Source organism: Clostridium ljungdahlii DSM 13528 (genome assembly GCF_000143685.1).
Taxonomy (GTDB): domain Bacteria; phylum Bacillota; class Clostridia; order Clostridiales; family Clostridiaceae; genus Clostridium_B; species Clostridium_B ljungdahlii.
Genome location: NC_014328.1, coordinates 607,127 through 631,137 on the forward strand (window position 1 = coordinate 607,127; position 24,011 = coordinate 631,137).

General features: G+C 30.8%; 16 protein-coding genes. All 16 read left to right on the forward strand.

Going from position 1 to position 24,011, the window contains the following annotated elements; translation table 11 throughout:
- The first annotated feature begins 1 nt into the window (after position 1).
- Positions 2–1,315, forward strand: a complete 1,314-nt coding sequence (locus CLJU_RS02750; protein WP_013237242.1) for a putative bifunctional diguanylate cyclase/phosphodiesterase — start codon at positions 2–4, stop codon at positions 1,313–1,315.
- Positions 1,316–1,353: 38 nt separating this feature from the next.
- A complete protein-coding gene (locus CLJU_RS02755) occupies positions 1,354–2,103 on the forward strand; it encodes a prepilin peptidase (RefSeq protein ID WP_013237243.1) in 750 nt (249 codons plus the stop codon).
- 777 nt (positions 2,104–2,880) lie between these two features.
- On the forward strand, positions 2,881–3,543 hold the full coding sequence (locus CLJU_RS02760) for an MgtC/SapB family protein (protein ID WP_013237244.1): 663 nt from the start codon (positions 2,881–2,883) through the stop codon (positions 3,541–3,543).
- A gap of 81 nt (positions 3,544–3,624) precedes the next feature.
- The gene (locus CLJU_RS02765; protein ID WP_013237245.1) at positions 3,625–5,016 is read left to right on the forward strand and encodes a cell wall-binding repeat-containing protein; all 1,392 of its coding nucleotides are present in this window, start codon (positions 3,625–3,627) and stop codon (positions 5,014–5,016) included.
- A gap of 304 nt (positions 5,017–5,320) precedes the next feature.
- Positions 5,321–6,247 (forward strand): MBL fold metallo-hydrolase, encoded by a 927-nt coding sequence (locus CLJU_RS02770; protein WP_013237246.1) that lies wholly within the window; start codon positions 5,321–5,323, stop codon positions 6,245–6,247.
- A 91-nt stretch (positions 6,248–6,338) separates the two neighbouring features.
- Positions 6,339–7,493 carry an ABC transporter permease gene (locus CLJU_RS02775; RefSeq protein ID WP_013237247.1) on the forward strand — a complete coding sequence of 385 codons (1,155 nt, stop codon included), beginning with the start codon at positions 6,339–6,341 and terminating at the stop codon, positions 7,491–7,493.
- Complete coding sequence (locus CLJU_RS02780) at positions 7,486–8,160, forward strand: ABC transporter ATP-binding protein (protein ID WP_013237248.1); 675 nt, start codon at positions 7,486–7,488, stop codon at positions 8,158–8,160. Before CLJU_RS02775 ends, CLJU_RS02780 begins: the two co-directional genes overlap by 8 nt.
- An 89-nt stretch (positions 8,161–8,249) precedes the next feature.
- The gene (locus CLJU_RS02785) at positions 8,250–9,293 is read left to right on the forward strand and encodes a hypothetical protein (protein ID WP_013237249.1); all 1,044 of its coding nucleotides are present in this window, start codon (positions 8,250–8,252) and stop codon (positions 9,291–9,293) included.
- A gap of 17 nt (positions 9,294–9,310) precedes the next feature.
- Positions 9,311–10,489, forward strand: coding sequence for a zinc ribbon domain-containing protein (locus CLJU_RS02790; RefSeq protein WP_013237250.1), 1,179 nt, complete (start codon positions 9,311–9,313; stop codon positions 10,487–10,489).
- 6 nt (positions 10,490–10,495) lie between these two features.
- A complete protein-coding gene (locus CLJU_RS02795) occupies positions 10,496–13,102 on the forward strand; it encodes a GAP1-N2 domain-containing protein (RefSeq protein ID WP_013237251.1) in 2,607 nt (868 codons plus the stop codon).
- A 21-nt stretch (positions 13,103–13,123) separates the two neighbouring features.
- Positions 13,124–14,578 (forward strand): vWA domain-containing protein, encoded by a 1,455-nt coding sequence (locus tag CLJU_RS02800; protein WP_013237252.1) that lies wholly within the window; start codon positions 13,124–13,126, stop codon positions 14,576–14,578.
- A gap of 19 nt (positions 14,579–14,597) precedes the next feature.
- Positions 14,598–18,005, forward strand: a complete 3,408-nt coding sequence (locus tag CLJU_RS02805) for a tubulin-like doman-containing protein (protein ID WP_013237253.1) — start codon at positions 14,598–14,600, stop codon at positions 18,003–18,005.
- 32 nt (positions 18,006–18,037) lie between these two features.
- Positions 18,038–20,383: a hypothetical protein gene (locus CLJU_RS02810; RefSeq protein ID WP_013237254.1), complete on the forward strand. Its 2,346-nt coding sequence runs from the start codon at positions 18,038–18,040 to the stop codon at positions 20,381–20,383.
- Between the two features lie 546 nt (positions 20,384–20,929).
- Positions 20,930–22,189 carry a vWA domain-containing protein gene (locus tag CLJU_RS02815; RefSeq protein WP_013237255.1) on the forward strand — a complete coding sequence of 420 codons (1,260 nt, stop codon included), beginning with the start codon at positions 20,930–20,932 and terminating at the stop codon, positions 22,187–22,189.
- A gap of 27 nt (positions 22,190–22,216) precedes the next feature.
- Positions 22,217–22,864 carry a hypothetical protein gene (locus tag CLJU_RS02820; RefSeq protein WP_013237256.1) on the forward strand — a complete coding sequence of 216 codons (648 nt, stop codon included), beginning with the start codon at positions 22,217–22,219 and terminating at the stop codon, positions 22,862–22,864.
- A 548-nt stretch (positions 22,865–23,412) separates the two neighbouring features.
- Positions 23,413–23,925, forward strand: coding sequence for a hypothetical protein (locus CLJU_RS02825; protein ID WP_013237257.1), 513 nt, complete (start codon positions 23,413–23,415; stop codon positions 23,923–23,925).
- The last annotated feature ends 86 nt before the right edge of the window (positions 23,926–24,011 follow it).

A 24,011-nucleotide genomic window follows, 5' to 3' on the forward strand; every position in this document is an offset into this window, starting at 1 on the left:
CATGCCAATAAAAAAAGATTGTTATGCGTATGATTTCAATTATTCTATCCACAATTTTGATGAATTTATGCATAAGTATGTAAAGGAAAAAGATAGTTTTGCAATATGTTTTCTCAATATGACTAATTTGGGGTTATGCAATTATATATTAGAGTATAAATATGGGAATGTCTTATTACATAATGTTATAAATAAAGTAAGATACTGTATCAATCAAAAGGCATATATTTATAAATTTGGTGGAGATGTTTTGCTGCTTATAATACCTAATATAAAGTGCAGAGATAATGCTGTGAAGATTATTAAAAGAATAATAAGTATAAATAATGATATATTTCTATTGGCTGGTAAAAAAATTAGGATAGAGATAAAACTTGGTGTAGCCCTGTATCCCTATGACAATGTTGAATTACATGATGTATTTAAATATGCAAGTATAGCTTTAAATTGTGTAAATAAGAAATGTGGTAGTACATATGAGTTTTTTAATGCTAATATGTATGAAAATAATGCTATGGAAGAAAAAATTGGAACTGATATACAGGATGCTTTCATTAATCATGAGTTCATATTGTATTATCAACCACAGGTAAACGTTGACAGCGGTAAGGTGTATGGAGTTGAAGCTCTTATTAGGTGGAATCATCCAGAGTTTGGGATACTAACACCGTCATATTTTATTGATGGAATAGAGAGAAGCGGCGAAATAAAGAAAGTAGGCAGAATTGTCTTTTATATGGCGTGTCTTGAGGCAAAAAGGCTTCATAAACTTGGATACTCTGATTTAATTATGTCTGTCAATTTATCTATAAGACAATTTGAAGATGATTTTTTTATTACTTTTATTAAAAATATATTGGAAATAACGCAGGTTAAGCCTGAATATATTAATTTTGAAATAACTGAGAGGACGGCTATTAATTCTACTGAAAAAATCACATCTGCCTTGAGAAATATAAAAGATATAGGAATAAAAATATTTGTAGATGATTTTGGAACTCAATATTCTTTTTTAAATTATCTATATACCGTACCTATAGATGGTATAAAAATAGATAGATCTTTTATTAATGGCATAGATAGATGTGAAAAAAAATTTATTATTGTAAAAAATCTTATTAAACTTGCAAATGACTTAAATTTGGAGGTAGTGGCAGAAGGAATGGAAACAGTGGAACAGTTGAGATACTTAGAGAGAGCTAATTGCAGAAATGTGCAGGGATTCCTCTTTGGAAAACCACTTAATCCAAATGAACTTACAAGTTTTATGAAAACAGCAAAGTTTGAAACAAGCAGGGTAATAGCCTCCCTTTAAAAATAAGGTTTAATTTTACCCTAAAAAATGGAGTTTATATGTATATTTATTATGGTATTATTATTTTTATTTTTGGAACTATAATAGGAAGTTTTTTAAATGTATGCATATATAGAATACCAATGCAGGAATCTATTGTGTATCCATCTTCCCATTGTACAAATTGCGGCAATAGAATTAAATGGTATGATTTAATTCCTATAGTGAGTTATGTTATTTTAAGGGGAAAGTGTAGAAATTGTGGAGAAAAGATATCTAAAAAATATCCTATTGTGGAATTTATTACGGGTTTATTGTATCTTATGCTTTATATTAAGTTTGGAATTAGTATAGATATTGTGAAGTATGTTGTATTTATAAGTATTTTGATTGTCATAGGAATAATAGATTTTGATACAACAGACATTTATTTTAAGACTACAATAGTAGGTTTGATTTCAGCATTTGTATTTTTAGGAATATATTATTATAATGGACTGCCTATAAGGACTTATATTTACGGAGGTATAGCAGGCGGTGGACTTTTAGTACTTATTATTCTCATAACAAAAGGTGGTATGGGATGGGGAGATGCGGAAATTTGTCTTATATGCGGCTTGTTTCTTGGACTTAAGTTCACTTTTGTAATGCTATTTTTATCTTTTATTATAGGGGCAATTATAGGAGTAATACTTATTTTGTCGGGAAAGAAATCAAAAAAAGATTATATACCTTTTGGTCCATTTATTACAGCAGCATCTGTTATTACAGTATTTTGTGGACAAAATATTTTAAGTTGGTATTTATAACAAGTATACGTATTATACAATAAATTCTAGGCAAGTAGAAGACTGATTAGAGTTTCAATATAGAAAGTTAACTTATACAGGCCATGTAATGACAAATTTCAACACCATAAAAACTTTTGACAAGTCTAGAGCTCGGTATTTTGAAAATCTAAGAAGCTTAGCTAAACTCGTGCCTCAAACAGTATCTAAGCCCCTAAGATTTTCTAAAATACCTCACTAAGACTTATGGAAAAGTTTTTGAAGGTGTTTTCAATTTTGTCATTACATTTTATGCATAAGCTTAAGTTTCAATTGAAAATCCTATAGATTGTAAAGTTTAAAACTAAATCTATAATCACTTAAAATTGCTAAAGGTATAAATCTTGGTTGAATTTATACCTTTAGCATTTAAATCAAACTGACAATTTGGATAAGTTTAATTGTAGAGTTAACTATCTATATATAGGGTTTCTAACTTAAAAATCAACTTATACGCAGGCATATTTTTACAATAATGAAGCTCTTTTAAATATTTTGTATATAAGTCTTAGAAAAAAATTCGTAAAAACTTAGAACTTTTGAATTGTTTGAGGTACGAGTTTTCAAAAGTTCTTAGCTTTTTTAGAATTTTTTACTTAGACTTATCAAAATATTTAATGAGCTGAAGTTTGTAAGAAATATACGGAGAATAAGTTGATTTTTTGTTTACAAATGCTATAAAAGTTTTTATAAAAATATGTATTTTATTTGCCATATATATTATAATTAAATCTATAATGTTAAAAGCGGAGGGATACTATGGGAGAATGGGAAATGTTACTCAGGCTAGTACTCTCGGGAGTACTTGGGGCTTTAATAGGATTTGAAAGAAGAAGCCACTCTAAGCAAGCAGGACTTAGAACTCATTTTGTCGTAGCAGTTGGAAGTGCCCTTATTATGCTTGTGTCTAAATATGGATTTTGGGATTTAGTTGGTATGAATTCGGTTTCACTAGATCCAAGTAGGGTAGCTGCTCAGGTTGTAAGTGGTGTTGGTTTCTTGGGAGCAGGAACTATTATTGTGGAGCACCAGTTTGTAAGAGGACTGACTACTGCAGCTGGATTGTGGGCTACAGCAGGTATTGGTATAGCAATTGGTGCAGGCATGTATATACCTGGTGTGGGAGCTACAGTGCTTATAGTTATAGGACTTGAAATATTCAACAAACTTCAAAAAAACGAGGTATATTCTATAGGAAGGGCAAATTTATCAGAAGAAGGTATTAATTCTGCACTGGATATATTAAAAAATTCAAAAATGAAAATATCTAATATTCAGGTTAATAGGCATCATAATAAAAGTAATAAGGATTTAGAAGTGAGGATTACCTTTAAAGTTTATACCAGAAATCAAAATGAAATAAAGGATATGATGGTAAATCTTCTGAAAATTCCTTACGTAAGGGACGTAAACATAGAATAAATTTTTTTATATTAAGTCAAAATTTTATATGTGAGGAAGTTGAGCATTAGCAAACTATAATATAATATTGGAGGAAAACATATGAAAAAAATATTTAAACTGGCTTTAGGGCAAGCAATAATTTTAGGACTCGCTTTCCCTGGAACTGTATCTGCTGCTTCCAGCCATAATGTGAGCAGAATTTACGGATCAAGTAGATACCAAACCTCAATAAATATTTGTAACAACTTTAGCAGCGGGAAAGTACAAAATGTTATTGTAACCAGTGGAAACAATTTCCCCGACGCCTTAGCTGGTAGTGTGCTTTCAAAACAATTAAATGCCCCTATTCTTTTGGTAGACAAGTCTTTAAGTGACAGTCAGGATTCTATTAATTATATAAAAGATCATTTGGATGCAAGTGGAACTGTATACGTTCTAGGTGGATATGCTTCTGTAAGTGATGAATATATAAATTATATTAAATCTTTAGGGTTTAACAATATTAAAAGGCTTGGCGGAAAAAATAGATTTGACACTAATAAAGTAATAGTAGAAAATATGAATGTAGGTAAGGGAACGCCTCTAGTTATAGTTAATGGCAGTAATTTTCCTGATGCACTGAGTATATCAAGCATAGCAGGTATGAAAGGTTATCCAATAATTTTAAGTAATACAGATACACTGCCGGATGAAGTAAAGGAAAAGATAAGCGAAATAAGCCCTTCTTCTGTTTACATAATAGGAGGACAAGGTGCATTAAGTGATAATATTATTTCTGAAATAAAGAAATTGGACACAACTATAGAGGATGGAAATATTATAAGAATATGGGGAAAGAATAGATATGAAACCTCATTAAACATATGTAAATATTTTAATTTGGACAGCAGTACTGTAGTTATTGCAAATGGAGAAAATTTCCCGGATGCTTTATCTGGAAGTGCTTTAGCAGCAAAACTTCAAGCGCCTATTTTACTTACTGATGGAAAGAATATTTCAACTCAAAAAGAGTATATAGATACCACAAAGTATACAGATGAAATTATACTTGGGGGAAGTGGTGCTGTAAGCGAAGATGCGGAGAATGAGTTAAAAGGAATAGAAAAGAAGCTGTTTGAAGTAACTAATGAGTATGTAGGTGAAGATGGAAAGTATTATATAGAAGGTAATTATTTAAAATATGTTACAGATATAAATGAAGCTTTAGATTATGTAAAAAGAACGGGAGATAGCAGTGTAGTTGAAGAAGATAATGGACAGTGGTTTATATTAGATGATGGCTTTGACATGACCATAAGCGATAAGGTAAAATTAGAGGTAGATAGTGATGTGAGTATAAAACTAATTCATTTTGATAGTGATGGAAATATATCCTATAATCAACCTAATTTCACTGATATGGTCAATGGTAAATATGAAGATAGGCCTGTATTTAATTTATTCATTAAAGATGGTAAAGTAATGAAAATGGATCAGCAGTTTAGACCATAAACAGAGTTCTTGGCATCAGATGGAGTTTTGACTCCACCTGATACTTAGAAATCGTTATCCAGGGACGTAGCTGCTTTTTACTCCAACTTGGAAAAGTTGGAGTATTAGAGCAGGTAGTCATCGGATAAAAGAAGAATAGGGCTATGTGTAATTATTAATTTGCAAATAGAACCTTCTTAATGTATGAAATTGGTTTTATATGTTAGGAAGGTTCTTTATATAATTTTGAATGAAAAATATCATAAAGAAGGGAAGCGAACATTTAGCAGTTTCATGTTAAGTAATTTTGCTGCTAAAATAGCATATGGAAATAAAAAATATAAAGGGAAATACATTTTGTATTGATACTAAAATGGCATGCATACCTTTTTATAAGATCAATTATAGAGAAATAATTATGATGGATTCTGGATGGCCAAGAGGAGGAGAAAGGGAAGGTATAGCTGAAGTTTTAAAAACGAATAATTTAAAAGTAACTGCTATAATATGCACTCATGCTCATATGGATCATATAGGTAATGCTGAATATTTGAAAGAAAAGTATAATTGTATTATTGCTATGCCGGAATGTGAAGCTGTTACTTGCAGTTCAATTATTAACTTGAAATTTTATCATAATAATTATAACATGGCTGAAATTGCAAAACATTTTGGACAGATGGTTTGTAAAACAGATATTATGATTACACCTGATCAAGAAAGTATATATGTTTGTGGTGTCAAATTTAAAATTATTCATACACCAGGACATAGTGCTGCCCATATATGTGTCATTACTCCTGATGATGTGGCATATTTAGGGGATGCCCTTGTTGGATATGAATTAATGGAGCAAGCTAAAATGCCTTATTCCTATTCTCTGACGGATGATTTGAAAAGCAAAGAGAAACTTTATGACTTAAATTGTAGTAAATATATTGTGGCACATAAAGACATATATGATGATATTACAAAGCTCATAAAGGATAATATAAAATTTTATAAAGATACGGCAAATAGCATATATGATGTAATAGATAAAAATGGAAGCATGACAATGGAAGAAATTTTTAGATCAGTAACTAAAAATTTTAACATTAGTCTGGATAACAGGGTAAAATATGGATTAACAGAAACAATTTTAGTATCCTATGTGAGATATCTTAATGAAAAAGGTATGCTGGATTTAAGTATGGAGAATGGACTTTATAAATATTTAAAAAAGGCACCTATTTGTACTAACGTTTATTAATTATATAGAAAGCAATAATTATCTTGTCTTTAATAAAAATTAGTAATAATATAAAATTTATGAATAATATGTTCTAAGGAGGAGATAGTTATTGTTTATATCATCAAAAGTAGCTCTTCAGTTTTTAAAACACAGTAAATTGCAAACCTTTGTCATAATACTGGGAATTGCAGTAGGAGTTTCTGTGCAAATATTTATAGGGCTTTTAAGCAGTGGACTTGAAAATACTATTTTAAATAAAATTGCAGGAAATTCAGCTCAGGTTACGGTTTATTCTAATAACGGCAGCATAGAAAATTGGAGTGATATAAAAAATAAGATTGTAAAAGAAGATAAAAATGTGAAAGCTACGGCACCTGTAGTTGATTCCCAGGTATTTATTAAATTAAAGGATACTAACCAACCTGTTCAGATTAGAGGATTTATGCCTGAAGATGTAAATTCACTTTATAACATAAAAGGCAGTATATATGAAGGAAAAATGTATGAAAATAGTGGACAAGTTATTATAGGAAAGGACTTGAAGAAGAAGCTTGACTTAAAACTTGGAGATAATATAGATTTGTTTACCATGGGCGGGAAAAAGTTGACTTTAAACATAGTTGGCTTCTTTGATCTTGGAGCTGCTAAAGTAAATGGAGCCTGGGTTATTACGGATTTAGGTGATGTTCAAAATTTAATTGATTTTGGCAATAAGGCTACTTCTATAGAAATTGCAGTTAAGGATATATATAATGCGGACTTGGAAGGAAAGAAAGTAACTAAAATAATTTCTGATAATAGTCTTAATGTGCAGAATTGGAAAGATCAGAATAAATTTTTAGCCAGTGGGATGGTTGGAGAAAAAATTTGTACAATAATAATTCAGTTTTTTGTACTTCTTGCAGCAGTCCTCAGTATCATAAGTATACTTGGTATAAGTGTAGTTCAAAAATATAAACAGATAGGTATATTAAAGGCCATGGGTATAAAAGATGGAAGTGCAGCTTTTATATTTTTTGTACAAGCTTTTATACTTGGAGTATTGGGAACGGCTTTGGGATTGCTTTTTACATGGTTGTACATAAAAGGGTTTAATAGATATATAGTTAATTCCGAAGGATTGCCTCTAGTTAATATAGTTGTGAACCATAAATTTATTTTAGCATCATCTATTATTGATGTAGCTGCGTCAACTTTTGCGGCACTCTTTCCAGCATTTAAGTCATTTAGACTTAATCCTGTGGAGGTAATAAAAAATGGATAATATCATTCAACTTGAAAACGTGAATAAGATATATGGAAGAAGAGTTAAAAATAAGGTTTTATCGGAAGTAAATATATCCGTAGAAAAAGGATCTTTTAATTCCATTATAGGGGCATCGGGAAGTGGAAAGACCACTCTTTTAAATATAATGGGGATGTTGGATAAGCCAACAACAGGAGAAGTGTACATACAGGGTAAAAGTATAAAAAGTATAGGGAGAAATTCAAGAGCTGCAGTGAGAAATAAAAGCATAGGATTTGTTTTTCAGTTTCATTATCTTCTACCCGAGTTTAATGCAATACAAAATGTACTTATGCCTTACAGAATAAAGCATTTTTTTTGCGGTAGAAGTGCTAAGAGAAAGGCAGAAGAACTTTTGGAACTAGTTGGACTTTCTGAGTGCAAGAAAAAGAAGGTATATGACTTATCAGGGGGACAGCAGCAAAGAATTGCTATAGCTAGGGCACTTATGAACGATCCCAGCATAGTTCTTGCGGACGAGCCCACTGGAAATCTTGATTCTACAAATGCAGAGAGTATTTATAAACTCTTTCGACAAATAAATGATAAGTTTAGTACTACCTTTATTATTGTAACTCACGATGTAAATATAGCTAATAAAACTGATAGGATAATACAGATAAAAGATGGACAAGTGCGGGATTAACCTTCACTTGTTCTTTTATATTTACAAAATTTTAATTTTGAACTCCTAATACAATGGTATATACTAATATTGAAGGGAGTATGAGTAAAATGGACGAAAAAAAGGAGAGAGAAATGGAAGAATTAGCTGAGGAAATTGACATAATATTTTCAGTTAAAGATAATATTTCTCAGAGTGAAATAAATAACTTCCTAAATAAATTTACTGAGTTATCGGAAGATGATATACGAAAAAAAATATCAGAAATTACTGGAGATAATTCCTATATAGAAAATTCGTCTTCAGATCAAAACGATAAAAACTCCACAGAGAATATAGATTCTGAAAGCTGCAGTGAAGTAAAGGTTGAAGATTCTCCAGAAGAGCTGGATGAAGATAAAATTGAAAATGTAAATGATGATTTACAATTACATATAGATGAATTACCTGAGAAATCAGAGGATAATAAAATTAAACCTATTTTTGATGATGGAAACATTCCGGATGTACCCTTTGTAAGAGCAGAAATAAAATATGGGCAACTGTCTCTGGAATGGGGATGGCCAGAAGGTATAGACAAAGTACTTTTATGCTGCAGGATGGATAGATTTCCAGAGTCACCTTCAGATTCCAGTGCTTCTCATGCAATTATAGAGAGAGAGGAAGATTTTGAAACAGGAGATTACACCATAAGTAAAATAGAAGAAGGAAATTATTATTTCTGTATTTATACTGTGGTGGAATATGAAAACAAGACGTTATATTCTGAAGGTCAGAGAAGGCTTGTAGTAAATAAAGTACCCCAGGAAATATTTTATGAAATAGACTTAAAAAGAAGTCTCTTGGGTAAATTAAAATCTGCTAGGATAAGCTTATCTTCAGCATCTTCTAAATCTTTTTCAAAGGGAGAAATAGAATTGCCACAGCTTGTTTTAATCAGTAAGATAGGAAATATGCCTGTCCAAAAATCTGATGGAGAAATTTTGTTTAATATAGATTATGAAACCTTAAAAAATGATGAAATCATGGACTTTGATTTGCCTATTGAAAATATAAGAAAAAATATGTATGTGAAATTATTTTTTGTAGATGACTCTAACAGCAAGTTATACAGGATAGTTTCGCCAGCTAAGGAAAAACTGTACTTTAAGTAAAGAGGGGAGGATTAACTGTGAAACTTAACTTTAGAAAAAAAGATGATTATATATGTCCCTATTGTTTTTCTAAACATGCTTTAAATGAAGTGAATTTTATATGCAGAAATGATCCTGATTTATGTGAAAATGCAAGAAACCTAACGCCCATAAAGCCAAAGAACGTTGAGGACAAAAATGAAATGCCGGATTATGTGTTTTGCAATGAGTGTGGACAGAAAACCAATATAAAAGTATGTCCAACCTGTAATCAGGAACTCCCATATTCAATTGGAGAATATGATAATTTAATATTTGCAGTAATTGGTGCAAAGGAGGCAGGAAAAAGCCATTATATTGCAGTTTTGATTCAAAAGATAATGAACGAGATAGCTTCAGCCTTCAATTATAGTCTTTCAGCAGTTGATGATGCTACTATGAATAGATATAGAAATGATTTTTATAATCCTATTTTTAAGAGAAATGAAATTATAGGAGTAACTCATTCTGCTAAAACTGATGCTTCTGTAAAGCAGCCTCTTATATATAATCTTGTTTTTAAGGATAACGGAATATTTGGAAGCTTTTTAAAAAGTAAGAAGATAAGCAATGCAGTTACTATTGCTTTTTTTGATACTGCAGGTGAGGATTTAGATTCTGAAAATACTATGAAAACTGTAAATAAGTACATATATAATTCTTCAGGTATAATATTTTTGCTTGACCCTCTTCAGCTGGAGGAAGTCAGGAGAAAGCTGCCTAAAAATATTAAATTGCCGCAGCAAAATACAGAAATAGAAGACTTGCTTTCTAGAACGGCAAACCTTATTAGAAAAGCAAATGATATAGGAATGGATAAGCTTATAGACATACCTGTGGCTGTGGCTTTTTCAAAAATTGATGCAGTGGAATCACTGATTGATCCATCAAGCTGCATAAATTATCCAAGCAGCCATGTAAGTAAGGGATATTTTGATTTGGCAGATTTTGAGGATGTAAATGGAACAATGGAATCTTTAGTCAGGAACTGGGGTGGAGAAAATTTTGCAAATCAGCTTAGTTCAAATTTTAAAGAGTACGCTTATTTTGGATTGACAGCTCTTGGATGTAATCCTGAAAGTAACAGGATAGCTAAGCTTAGACCACATAGGGTAGAAGATCCTTTTTTGTGGCTTCTCTATAAATACAAATTTATTAAGGGAGAAAAGAGGAAGTGATAGATAATGGCAGTTCAGCAGCTTTTTTATACGTCCTGTAAAAAGGGCTTGTCCTCTGGAATGGGATTTCAAACTTATTCCATGTCAAAAGGTATTACAGACAAAGAGAGAATGGAAATAGAAAGCCACTGCATATACATACCGCCTTCTAATCTTCCAACACAACCTACCAAAGAAGAGATAGACAGGTTGTTTCCTATATCTTTTTCTTATTTTAGACTTGAAAGTGGAAAGTACTGTATTTCACAAATTAAATATGTGGGAAAAGATTATTCAGAGAGATATGGAAATTACTTTTGCCATGTACTTATATCGAATAATGCTTGGGAGTTTTATCCTATAGAGCTTTATGAATCGCCTGTTTTTAGAGATTGTTTGAGTGAAGAAGAAAAAAATGCTGTTGAAATAGATTATCTTCCTGAAATTACGGAGATTCCACTAGGAAATGTAGTTGATTTTGATGAAATAAGTAATTTTTTAAAAGGCAGTGGAGGAGATAGGGGTAAGAAATTTACAAGTCTTTTAGAACGTGTTGTGACGTATAATAGTTCCAAAAAAAGAATTATACTTGCAGATGTAAAAGAAAACATTCCTTTTTGGATTGGGTCAGTTTGTATGTCACTACCTAAAAAGCTGGCACTGCAATTTAGTTTTACTACTTACAGCTATAACCCAGATAATACAGACTATATACTCTGCGGTATAAGTAAAAATGGTAGCAAATTTAATTTTGCAGACAATCGAAAGATGTATGAGTACAGTGCTATGAATTTTTCAGAAGATTGTCCAAGGAGCAAAAGCAGTTTTTCAAAGCGGGCTGAAGTAGGATACACTGTTTCAAAAGAAGTGTTCCTGCCTTTTCTAAAATTTTTAGATCAGTTTGAGTACAATAAACTGGATGAAGAAGTGGATAATTGTGTAACCCTTTATAATATAGTAAAAAAGGGACTTGAAAAATGCAGTATAGAAGATGTGAAAAAAGCCCTCAGCTTTGCAATTAAATATAAATCGGAAGAGGCCTATGAGGAACTCTTTCATCAGATTGATGCAAGACTTGAAAAGATAAGTACACAGGTGGATGTCCAGCTTTGCTATATGATAACTACATTTTTACTTAAAGTGTCTAGAGACATAGGTGATGATAATTATATAGTAAAGGCTTATAAATTTTTCTTTGACTCTCTTGATTATATTGCAGTTTATAGCAAAGATACGGATATTTATGAAATGTTGAATTTGCGTAAAAGAATGGCACAGGATGAAATGGATAATATGGGTCAATTTTTAGAAGCTTCGCTGAGTCCAGATAGAATAAAAAGTATTCAAAAGGATATTAAAGAAAATCCAGTTTATTATTCAATTTCTACAATATCAGATATAATTTACTCCGGGTACACTTTTAAAGATAAAAATGTTACTTTGCTTTTAAATAACTGTATAAAATTTTTAATAGCATCTGAAGACAACACTTTATATGTGCTCAATTATTTTAAAAATGATTGTGAGTGTATCTCAAAAATTATTATTAGAATTTACTGCATAAACTATTATTTAGGTAGAAACGAAACTATTTTGGATTTGCTTGCGAAATTTGTTGTAGATGAGGGAAACAGGGATGGTAATTGGAAGAAAAAAGTCTATTCAAATATGTACAACCTTCCAAACTCCTATAATTTTTTATTTTCTCTATATGTTTTTCAGTTAAAGAAAAATATTGAAAATCAGGACTTTTTTACAAATTACTGCAGTGAAATATTCAACTCTTTTGAAGAGTACAGAAGTGAAAAATTTTCAGATGCTTTTAAATTGTATTTGGAATTTTATCATGGAGATGACGCAGCCCTTGAAAGTTACAAGGGAATATTGAATTATATAATTGATAACTTAAATATGCACATTGTGGATAAAAAAGTAATGGAGAAGTTTATAACGGATGTAGAAGAAAAATTAAGTATAGATAATGCAGTAGAAGAAAATGGACTTATTGAAACAATTTTAAAATTAAAAAGAAAGTATAATATTACAACTATCTGTAATATATCAGAACTTTTGTATATTGGTAAGAGAATTGAAAATCCAGATATGGACTACAATGAAAAACTTCTTAAGAAGGTTAAATATAACTTTTCACATATGAGTGAGGAAAAGTATAGAGAATACTTAAGCTGGCTTTTACCTAATATATTAGTGCAGTCTTCTGGCTCTGCAGGCCATATAAAGGTAAAAAAGACTTTTTTTTGTTCCAAATATGAAGATACCTTTTACGATGTATATGTTAATGGTATAGAGGATATACTTTTTACAAAAAAATATAAAAACTTAATGGGTTCTCGATACAATGATAGGTATAAAATATTTTTAGATTTTTTCATAACCTTATATAAAAATAAGAAAAATTTAAGTGAAGAAAGGGAAAATATTATATATAATAGAGTAATAGAAATACTTATAAAAATTTCTCAAAAAAAGTTAAAAGAGTATACTGCCTATATTGTTGATAAGACGAGTAAATTAAAAAATCAAGTTTACATTAGAGAAAAGTGGCTTGAAATTGAAAAAGAAGCAGAGGAAAAGGGCAAGAAAAAGGGTATACTTGATCTTTTTAAAAAATGATTTAGAGAGGTGTTATTTACTGTGAAAACTAGAGCTAAGATGGTTCTCATTGCAGTTTTTGTGTATGTTCTCCAATTGGGTTTTATACCTTCACAAAAGGTATATGCCAGTACATCATCTCCAAATGTAGATGTAGTTTTTGTGCTTGATTCAAGTGGGTCTATGAAACAAAGTGATCCAGAGGAGATAAGGACAGAAGCTATAAAGATGTTTTTGGATATGGGACAGGTACAGGGAAACAAGGCAGGACTTGTGGCTTATTCAGATACTATAATAAAAGAACATAACCTGGATGCAATAAATTCTGAATCGGATAAAGAGAGAATAGAGGAAATGGCTTCTAATATACCTCTTGGGCAGAAAACCGATATTGGAAGAGGTCTTTTGGAAGGTGCAAAGGTATTAGATAGTGGACATGACAGCAATAATAGACCACTTATAATACTGCTGTCCGATGGCAAAAATGATTCTCAAAGGAGTGCCAGTGAATCTTTAAAGGATTTAAATAGTGCAATAAGCACATGCAAAAGCAAAGGTTATCCTGTGTATACTATAGGACTCAACTATGATGGAACTGTAGATAAAGCACAGTTAACTCAAATAGCCAGTGAAACAAAGGGAAAAAACTACATAACCAATAAGGCATCAGACCTTACAGATATACTAAAGGATATATATGGAGACAGTGCAAATGTAAAAGTTCAGGATCAGGGAAATATTGTGGCTGATGGAACCTTTCAGGATTTTAAAATAAATGTACCAGGGTCAAATGTTTTGGAAGCCAATATATCTATGGTTACAGACAACCCTTTAGAATTAAAGCTTATAAACCCTTCAGGTAAGGAAATACAGATACCTTCAAGTGATGTGGTTTTTACAAAATCAAAGAAGTATTCAGTACTTAAGATTGTAAAACCTGCGAGCGGTCAGTGGAATCTAAAGGTGAAAGGTGTAAGCGGAAGTAATATAAAGATAAGTTATGTATTTAACTATAAAAATCAGGGAAACCAAAGTTCTGTAGATAAAAACATTCAAGGCGATAAGTCTGTATTTAAAAGTCCAAAGGTCATAGGAGCAGCTGCGGCTGCAGCACTAATTATTATAGGTCTTGCAGCCTTTGTACTGATGAAGAAAAGACGTGTACAGGGATTTGGAAGACTAGAAATTCACATTAAGGATGAAAGTACTAGTGAGGTTCTTTCACCTCAATTTAGAAATTTGGATAATTACAGCGGAAGTTTTACACTTTTTGAAGTCTTAGGATTAAAAGAAGAGTATGCAGAAACAGAAAATATAAAATTCATATTTAAAGAAGATGACAGCATAGAACTTGTAAATAAGTCAGGCTGTGTACTGCAAAAGTCTGGTAGAAAGCTTGAGGAGGGTTCTAAGCTACTCCTTTATAACAGGGATAAAGTAACAGTGTTTTTAAATAAAGTAACAAAGAGTATAACATTAGAATTTCACTCAAAATAGTGTCAAAGGGAGGTAGAATATGAATACTAGAGTTAGGGAACACCTGGAAGACCTTGAAGTTAGCAAAGGTGGAGGAATAATAAGTGATAAGATACGTATAGAAACCATACCTAATCCAGTTCTTGTAATAGGACTTGGAGGAACAGGTATAGATGCTATGCTGAGATTAAAATATCAAATAAATAAAAGATTTGTGCTAGAACAGGACAGTATTTCAAATACAAGAAAAGATAAACCCAAGAAAGTTGAGTTCTTAGGTTTTGAAACAAATCAGGGAGAAAAAAATAAAAGATATCCCATGAATGGTGGGGTAGGACTTGATCCTCAAAGTGAACTTGTCATGCTTTCAAATGCAGAAGTTAGGTCCATATTAAACGATCGTAAGATACTAGATGATTGTATAAAAGAGTGGCTGGCACCAGAGTTGTCTTCTGAAAGTGGTACTGATGGTGCAGGTGGAGTTAGACAGGTTGGCAGACTGCTGCTTTTTACAAAAATTAATGAGATTGTGGATTGCTTAGAAAAGAAAATAAGACTTCTTCAGGAAGACACAGAGGAAATTTTACATGTGTTTGTACTTTCTGGACTTTCAGGAGGAACTGGAAGTGGAACCTTCATAGATATTGCCTATATAGTAAGGGGAATAATGAATAATATTTACGGAGCAAAAGGCGATGACAAGGTAAATATTATGAGCTATTTATTTATGCCAGATGTTAACTTATCTAAGACTTCTGACAACCAATCTGCACAATCCTATATTATAAAAAATGGATTTGCAGCACTTAAAGAGTTGGATTATCTTATGGGTATTGGTGATAGGCATGAGAGGTTTACTCAAAAATACAGAAACAGGATTACAGTGGATTCACCTATGCCTCCTTTTAATCTGTGCCATCTTATTTCTGCTACAAATGTAGACGGCAGACCTATGAGCAATGCCTATGACTACTGCATGAATGTAACTGCAGAAAATATTGTAAACTTCATGTCAAATGAGGTTAGAGAATCTGGAGGAGTATTTGCAATACAGGATTATATAAGCAACTTGAAGCAGAACACGGATAATATGGCAAAACCATATATGGCAAATTACAAATATGTAATGATAGGTGCCTCCTCTGCAGTACTTCCTCTTGAAGAAATTACTACTTATATGGCATATAAACTTTTTGAAAAAATACAGTATATGTTTGAGAACATGCCTAAAGAACAGGAAATAGATCAGTTTATAAGAAAGGCAAGATTAGATGAGGATGCTGTAATAGACAGATTTGAAGAGCATCTTCAAAATAGAAAGCCACTAACAGGTTATAAAAACAGGGAAAAGTTTAATTATGACAATGTAATAAAAAAGCAGTCCGTGAATATAGATGAAGAGATGAAGGAGTACTTGAGGGACTGCACAAATGAATATGATAAAGTAAAAACACAGTATCCGGGCGAAATTTTAAAACTGGTTAAGGATATGGTGAATCAAATTTTTAAAGACCCTAAAAAAGGACCTTTTTATGCATCCAGGGTGTTGTTTTCAGATGGATTTTGTGTTGTAAGAACTCTAGAGGCACAGGTAACTTCTTTAAATGAAAGACTTATGAATATTTCTACGGAAATAAAGTCTGCAGAAGAACTAGCTGAGGATAAGTTTGTAGAAGCTAGAAAAGCCCTATTGTTTACTAAAGAAGGCAAAAAAAATGATTACATAGAGGCTAAAAGTGAAGAGTATTTATTAAAATCTGAAGAACAGAGAATAATGAGGATGGCTGATTTTTACAGCAGTGTAATTGAAGAGCTTAGCAAACTGAATAACAGTATTTATAGGGTATATACTGAAATATTAAATGAATTGAACAGGATATTTAAAGAAGATGGAGACGTACTTGTAAAGGGAGAGGAAATAGAAGGAGCTCTTGGAAGAACTTATTCCTGGACAGTAGTAAAAGTGCCGGATTTAGTGGATTATATTGAAAAAGTTGTGAATAAAGAAGAAGCAGATGATATTGTAAGGAGATTTTCTGAGAGACTTTTAGAGGAATCTGAGAAATGGATTGACGAAATGCATATTGATGTAGTTGGCTCAATTTCAAGTTTTGTCTCAGAAGAATACGGAGATGTAATAACAAAGTCCATGGAAGATTTCCTTGCTTTAGAATACGGAGAAGATAAATCCATAATAAATATAGTTAAAGATGAAATTGCACCAAAGCTTGATAGGGATGCAGTGCCTATTTTCCATTTAAGTAATACGGAGGCATTGAATTTCCCAGCGTGGAGTATGGTTTCAGTGCCTAGAAATGCAAAGAAAATTCTTGAAGGAATTAAGGAATATAAGAAAAATTCCAATAAAGGCAATGCCATTAACATTAAGGAGAGTATGGTTACAAATAGGATATTCTGGCTTAATACTAAAAATGGAGTTCCATTGTATTCTTATGCTCCTATAAAACATTACGAAGAGATTTATGAAAAGACTATGTTTGAACGGGATGGAATAGGAAGGCATTTATATCAAAACGGAGAGAAAAATTGGGTATACCTTCCATCACCTATTCCAGAAGAAGCTTGGGGTACAACTTATGTAAATGATAGAGTGAAAGAATATAATGAAAAAGTAAGGAATCTCTTTGACAGAGCCTTAGAACTTGGATGTATAGTAGATACCCAAAAGGGAAGCAATGAAAGATACAAGTGTATTATTACTGAAGAATTTGATATAGATGATTTTATGAAAAATTATAATATGGATATGAAAGGTGACAAAATAAATATAGGAGAGGTAAAAAGGGCCATAGGGGATATGAACAAACTTATTCAGGATAAGCTGACCCCTGTGCAAGATAGTGACAGCCAGAAATATTATATTTATGAAAGCAGCAGCAGCGAAAAGGCTAAAATTGATCTGATAAGAACTCCAGAACTTACAGAGCTTGTAAAAAAAGAGGTGGAAAAGTATGAAAAAATAATAGATAAGAAAAAGGAGCTTGAAAATATAATATCAGATTTGAGCAAAGCTGAAGCTAATGTAGATAGTTTTTTAAGGGCACTTTATACGGAAACTATAATAAAGAAGGGTTTGCTTTATGTCTATAATGGAAGTGAAGACAGCAAAGTAGATATAGAACCTTTTATAAATGTATTAAAGCAAAAGGAATATCAGTATAAGGCTATATTTGATAAATATGAGACTTTAGATAAGGGAGAAAAGACTATTGTAGATAAAACTTCAGATAGAAAGTTAGAACAACTTTCCACAGGAGATGGAGTTGAAATTCTAAAATTGAAAGTAAGTTCTATTATAGAAGAAGTGAAATCATCTGTTGGTGAACTGGACACTAGAAAGTATCAGATGGTAGAGGGTGATAAATTGTATGCTTTTTATACTGACATACTTTCAAGACTTCAAGAAGTACAAAAATTGCTGGCTTAGATAATATGGATCTGTAATTGGGAGGAATTTTCATGGAAGAAGTTTTAAAAAATTTTGTGGAAAAGTATGATTTAAAGGTGGAAAAAACAATATACGACGGTGACACTAAAAGAAATGTGAATAACCCCATACTTTTCCTCTTTATAGGAGATAGTACTGAAGATGCCTATGAGTATATTAGAAATAGTATAGATAAAAAATGGGATAATGGCAGAGGTGCAGTTTTTATAAATGTTTCCACAAAATCTGTTAAAGACACGGATAATTCTTTTAACATCCAGCTCCATGAAGATTTTAAAAATAAAAAGACGTTGAGAAAAGATATAAGAGATAGATTTTATAGTGATAAGGAAGATCTTAAAAATTTAAATCGAAAAATTACAGAAGCTAGAGATAAATTGTTGTCAGAGGGGGACATGTTTAACTCCTTTGACAGCATAAATATTTCTGTAATTACTACATCTAAAGATCCATTGAATGTAATACTTACAGAAGTAACTGTACTTTTAAAAAAGAGGATGCTGGAGGTATTTAAGCTCAGCTCTGCAGATCTCTATGTTTTGATTAAAAGTCAAAATTTAGGAGATGAGGTCTATGAAGGGGCAGTTACAGTAGGATTTTTTAGGGAAGTGGAATATTTTCAAAAAGATAGCTTTAGGTTTAAAGAAGACATAGCTGTTTATGGGGATGAGACACAGCTTAATGTTACCTGGGAAGGACCTTTATTTTATCTTACCTATGTTCTGGAAGAAAAAAATGAGAAGGGCATAATTCCTAAAGGTTCCATGGATAACAACTATGAAATAATTTCCTATATAAATCTTATAAAAAATAGGGAGGCATCATCCAATGCCTATTCGGATACGGAAAATCAGTACTACGACAACAATATATTTAAATCAAACATAAGTTATGATAATTCTATGAATAGGTATATTTCAGCAGGACTTTCACAGGTGAAAAGACCTAATAGTGCCATTGCTATTTCTGTGCTTGGAGCATTTTATGAAAGAATGTTAAAGGAAATGAATACACTTTCTAAAAAGCAGCAGGAATTTATAAATGAAATTTTAAAAATTGATGAGGCAAGTATTGAACTGCAAGTTGAAGAAATACTTCCTGAGGGAGTAACAATAGAAGACATGCAGGGGATTATGACAGATAATTTAAAACAGGTAGAGAAAAAAATATCAAGTTTTAACTTAAGGGAGATAGAAGAAAAGTTATATGACGATAGATGCGAAAAGTTTTTCTTTGAAAACTTTCAAAAGCCTTCTGAGGAATCGGTGAAAAACTGTGATTTAGAAAATAATATGAGGACTTTGATTAGAAAAAATATACTTGAGGACAATAAGCTTAATTTATATTGTGCCTTTAACTGGACCTCGGAGGAAGGAGAAACTGTAAATTATATAAGAAATAGAAGAGATTCTATTTTGAAATTTGTAAGTAAGTTAAATGATGAAATTAAGGATATATATGAGACAAGATTTGCTCCTAGCTTTGGTATTAAAAGTTTTTTTTCAAAAGGTGCCCAGGTAAAGGAAGCTCAGGAGAAAATATTTTTAGATATATACGGTAGAAAACTAGAAATACTGAAATTAAATATATCAAAGAAAATTCTTGATATTTACGAGGATATACTTTTAAAAGTTCACAGTGAAATTTCAAGTTACATAAATAGGGTAAAGGATATAGGACAGACAATAAAAAGTTGTGAAAATAAAGTTATAGAAAAACAGGATAAATATACAGCTCAAAATGTAAGGGCTTATTATAAAAATGTAGTAAATGATATATTGGATAAACTTGAGAAAAATTTTGGAAAAGCTTTTTATTTAGAAGATAAATACCTGGGAAATACAGTAGAGAATTTAAAGGAATCGGATGAAAAATTTCTGGGGAAGATAATATATTTTTGCACTAAATATATTTTAAGTGAGGATCAGTTTAAAAAATCTTTTGAAGAAGAATTTAATGAAAGGGCCAATGTGAATGTTCCTAATTTGGAAACTAAGGTGCTTTCAAAAGAAGAACTATATCGAAAACTCTACGACATGTTGGATAAAAATTCAGCTTTAAAAATTTATATAATGAATTATGATGTAAAGCCCTACATGGAAAAATACTTTTTTGGAGATTACAGCAGTGACTTTATAAAGTATGCTTTTGATTTTGACAGAAAAACCAGAAATTATAAAATAGGATACATAGATGAAATAAAGAGCAGTGGTATTGAAAAATTGAATTTAATGGGTGGTTTTGGAGCAAAGGATATTATTTATGTAAGAAATTCAATGGAATTTTATAATTATTGTATGGAAAATGGATATTTGATCCATGGAGTAGATGAGAAATTGCTGCCAGAAATAAACTAGAATAGAGGATTTTAACTTAAAATTTGACTTATAGATCATATAATGATAAATTTCATCACTATAAAAACTTTTAATAAGTCTAAAGTTCGATATTTTGAAAATCTAAGAATCTTAGCTAAACTCGTACCTCAAACAATATCTAAGCTTCTAAGATTTTCTAAAATATCTCACTAAGACTTATAAAAAATTTTTTAAATGTGATTTCAATTTTATCATTATATGTTATATATAAGTTCAAATTTAAGGTAAAAGTTCTATACAGTAGTATTTCTGGAGAAGTTTCAACTTATGAGTTGATAGTTCAAAGTGGTGAGTTAATGAGAATTTTTTACACTATATTATGAAAAATCTTAAACTTAAAGCTCATTGAAGCGAAGCTTTAATGGCATTATATTTTAGATTTTCTGAAGTGTTAACGGAAGAAAATCATCCATAACTATTAATTCTTAACTTTTAACTGTATTTTTATCCATTAAGAGTAAAAGATTTTTATATATAAATCTAATTTTACTTAGAATATTTATATAGCAAGTAGGAGGTATCCAGTTGGTAGAAAAAAGAATAAATTTAACTATGACCGTTATGAGTTTAATAGGAGGCATCATAGGATTTATTGCAGGGGAAATTTTTATAAATGCTTATAAGTACAAGATGAGTGGAAGTTTGCTTATGGGGTTTTACTTTGGAATCATAGCACTTTGCATAGGTACTTTTTGTCTTGTAGGAGAGATGATAAATCCAAGGCTGAATGGAGTTGGGTGGAAAAACAATTATTTAAAGACTTCTTTTAAATTTTTGATTCCCTGTACTTTTATTGCAATTTTTGTATTTGGCATGCTTTTTCAATTTATATATGAAAGCAGCGGATTGAAGTTTCAAAAGGTGAACGATATAGTTTTTGTAATAGATACGTCAGGAAGTATGGCAAATACTGACCCTCAAAATGAAAGATTTTCTTCGGTTTTAAATCTTATGGATAATATGAACACACAAAATAGGGTTTCAATATATAAGTTTGACGATACTTCAAAGAGAATAATACCTATGACAGAGGTTTCAGAGTCTCTTAAGAAAAATGCTGAGGAAGAGTTGAAACAATATGAAATTCCAGCTGGGAATACTAACATGGGAGAAGCCATTGACAGTGCTTATAATGAAATAAATTCAACTAAAAGACCTGGAAGAAAGGCTGCGGTAATTTTGCTTTCAGATGGTGAAGACAATTTTGGATTAAATAAAAAATTTGATGAGACTCTTAAACCTTTTAAAGACTCAAATATTTCTATTTACACAATAGGTATGTCTAATGAAAATAACTTTACTACCTTAAAGAAAATTGCAAAAGATACTCATGGAGAATATTATAATGTAAAAAATGCCAGTGATTTAAAGGGAACCTTTAGTAAGATATATTATGCAACTCAGCAGAGGTTATTAGTAGACAGAAGAGATGGATTAACTGAATCTTCTACTTTATATATGATACTTAGAGTACTTTTAATTACAATTATATCTGGACTTATAACAATGTCTATAAGTTTTGTATTTGATAATAAGAATTTACTTAAGAGATTTTTAATAGGTGGAATTGCAGCTGGATTTTTAGGAGGACTTATCATGGAAGTAGGATTTTTAAATTCTCCAGATCATGGTTCTCTTTATAGGGCACTTTTAGTTATTATGATTGCACTTATATTTACGCTAATTCCAGTTATAGTTGATATAAAGGATTATTCTAAAAGCAGTTATTTGAGAGGAAATCAGAGGACTAGTTTTGACAAAACTAAAGGTAATACTTTTAGGTAATTATATTTAGAATTGGGTGGTAGGTTAATGAAGATAATTGAATTTGAAGATGGCTCTAGTGAAATATGTGAAATTAGCTGCGAAGTTGAGAAAGACAGGCTTTATATAAGATGGAAGTGGCCTAAAAATACAGATATAGTGTATGTAATGAAAACTGACAACTTAGATGATCTTTCCTTGAATGATGCAGAGTTGAAAAGTGCAAAATTATATACTATGGAAGAGTATAAGGAATTCAATGGGTATTGTGAGAGCATTAAAGAAATAAATCAGTATAGGTACTATGTTTTTCCAGCTGTTGAAAGTGATGATGATATACTGCTTGTAAAGCAGAATAATGGTAAGAACCAAATTGTAGTGAGTACGGGAAAACCTGACATATACTATGACATAAAAGAAGTAAAATCTCTAAAAGGGTTATTTTCCAAGGATAAAAAATTGCAGATAACAATAAAGTCAGAAATTCCTCTCCACAAGGATGTACTGTGTTATGTAAAAAAGAGAGATTCTTATCCTGTGAACAATAAGGATGGTATAAGTTTTGACTTTATCTGTGACATTCATGTTGGCATAAATGAGATGCCAGAAATAACAGTAAAAAAAGATGAATATGTGAAAGTATTTATAAAGGACATTGATAAATACGGTGGTAGTTATAGATTAAAACAGATATAGCTTTGTAGGTTGTAAGTAAAATTTTACTTATTCTCTGGATATTTTACAACCTTCAGCCCGTTAAATATTTTGATAAGTCTAAGTAAAAAATTCTAGAAAATCTAAGAGCTTTATAAGAGAACTCACATTTGTAAGATATTATTAATAATGGATGATAGGTGCTAAAACATGAAAAAGAATAAATTATTTGCATTAATAAATTTCTTAATTATTTTCTTAACATTTTTTATAGGATTTGAGGTTATCAAACTAAAAAGTAATCTAATTAATTATATTATACTTGGAATAGTAGATGGATGTCTATTGTACTTATACCCGAAACTATTTGATAATTAGCAATATTTGAATTTAAAATGAGTAATCTTTGTTAGAAAGGGGAAAAAAATAAAATTTTCCACTTTCAATTCTCAAGTACTCTAAGACATTTTTATTAGCGATTTATGAGAGAGTTCACATTTGTAAAATATTACGAACGATGCAAGAGGAAATGTTAATACTCTGAGACAATTTTGAAGGAATTATAACTGTCAGTAATGGGGGCATGGTAAATGTACAAGACAATAAATAATTTACTCAGTTTTTTTACTATCATAGTTTGTATTGGATTTGGGATGCCGTTCATGGGCTTGCTAAAAGGTAGGAGAGGTACAGACTCTCTTTTTCATTATAACAAAACTATGTATTTCAGGGTTTCATTAATTGGAATAGTTATAGCGATACTATTCATAGTTATCTGCATTGTCTTAAAAAAGAAAATTAGGGCTATGGAATGTAAAATAAAATACCTACCTTCTTATACTGCACCTGTAGTTAAATATACACTATTTAAAAGCAAATATTCAGTTGTCTTTAGTATAGATGGTAAGAAATATAGACATAAATTTGAAGCAATAGGAGTTAAGAAAGTTTATGACTTTAAGCAAGGTTCTTATGTAAGATATAGGATTTATAAGGATGAAATTATTCCTGAAAAATTTTATTTAGCAATTCCTAAGTATGAGAAAGGTATTAAAAACAAGTGGACTTATTTAAGCAAAAATCAATATAGAAAACAATGCTAAGTCACATTAATATTAATTTTTAACTTACAACATTCATAAAAAATTTTAGTACACAAAGGGGATAATTAATTGATTAAAAGATACTT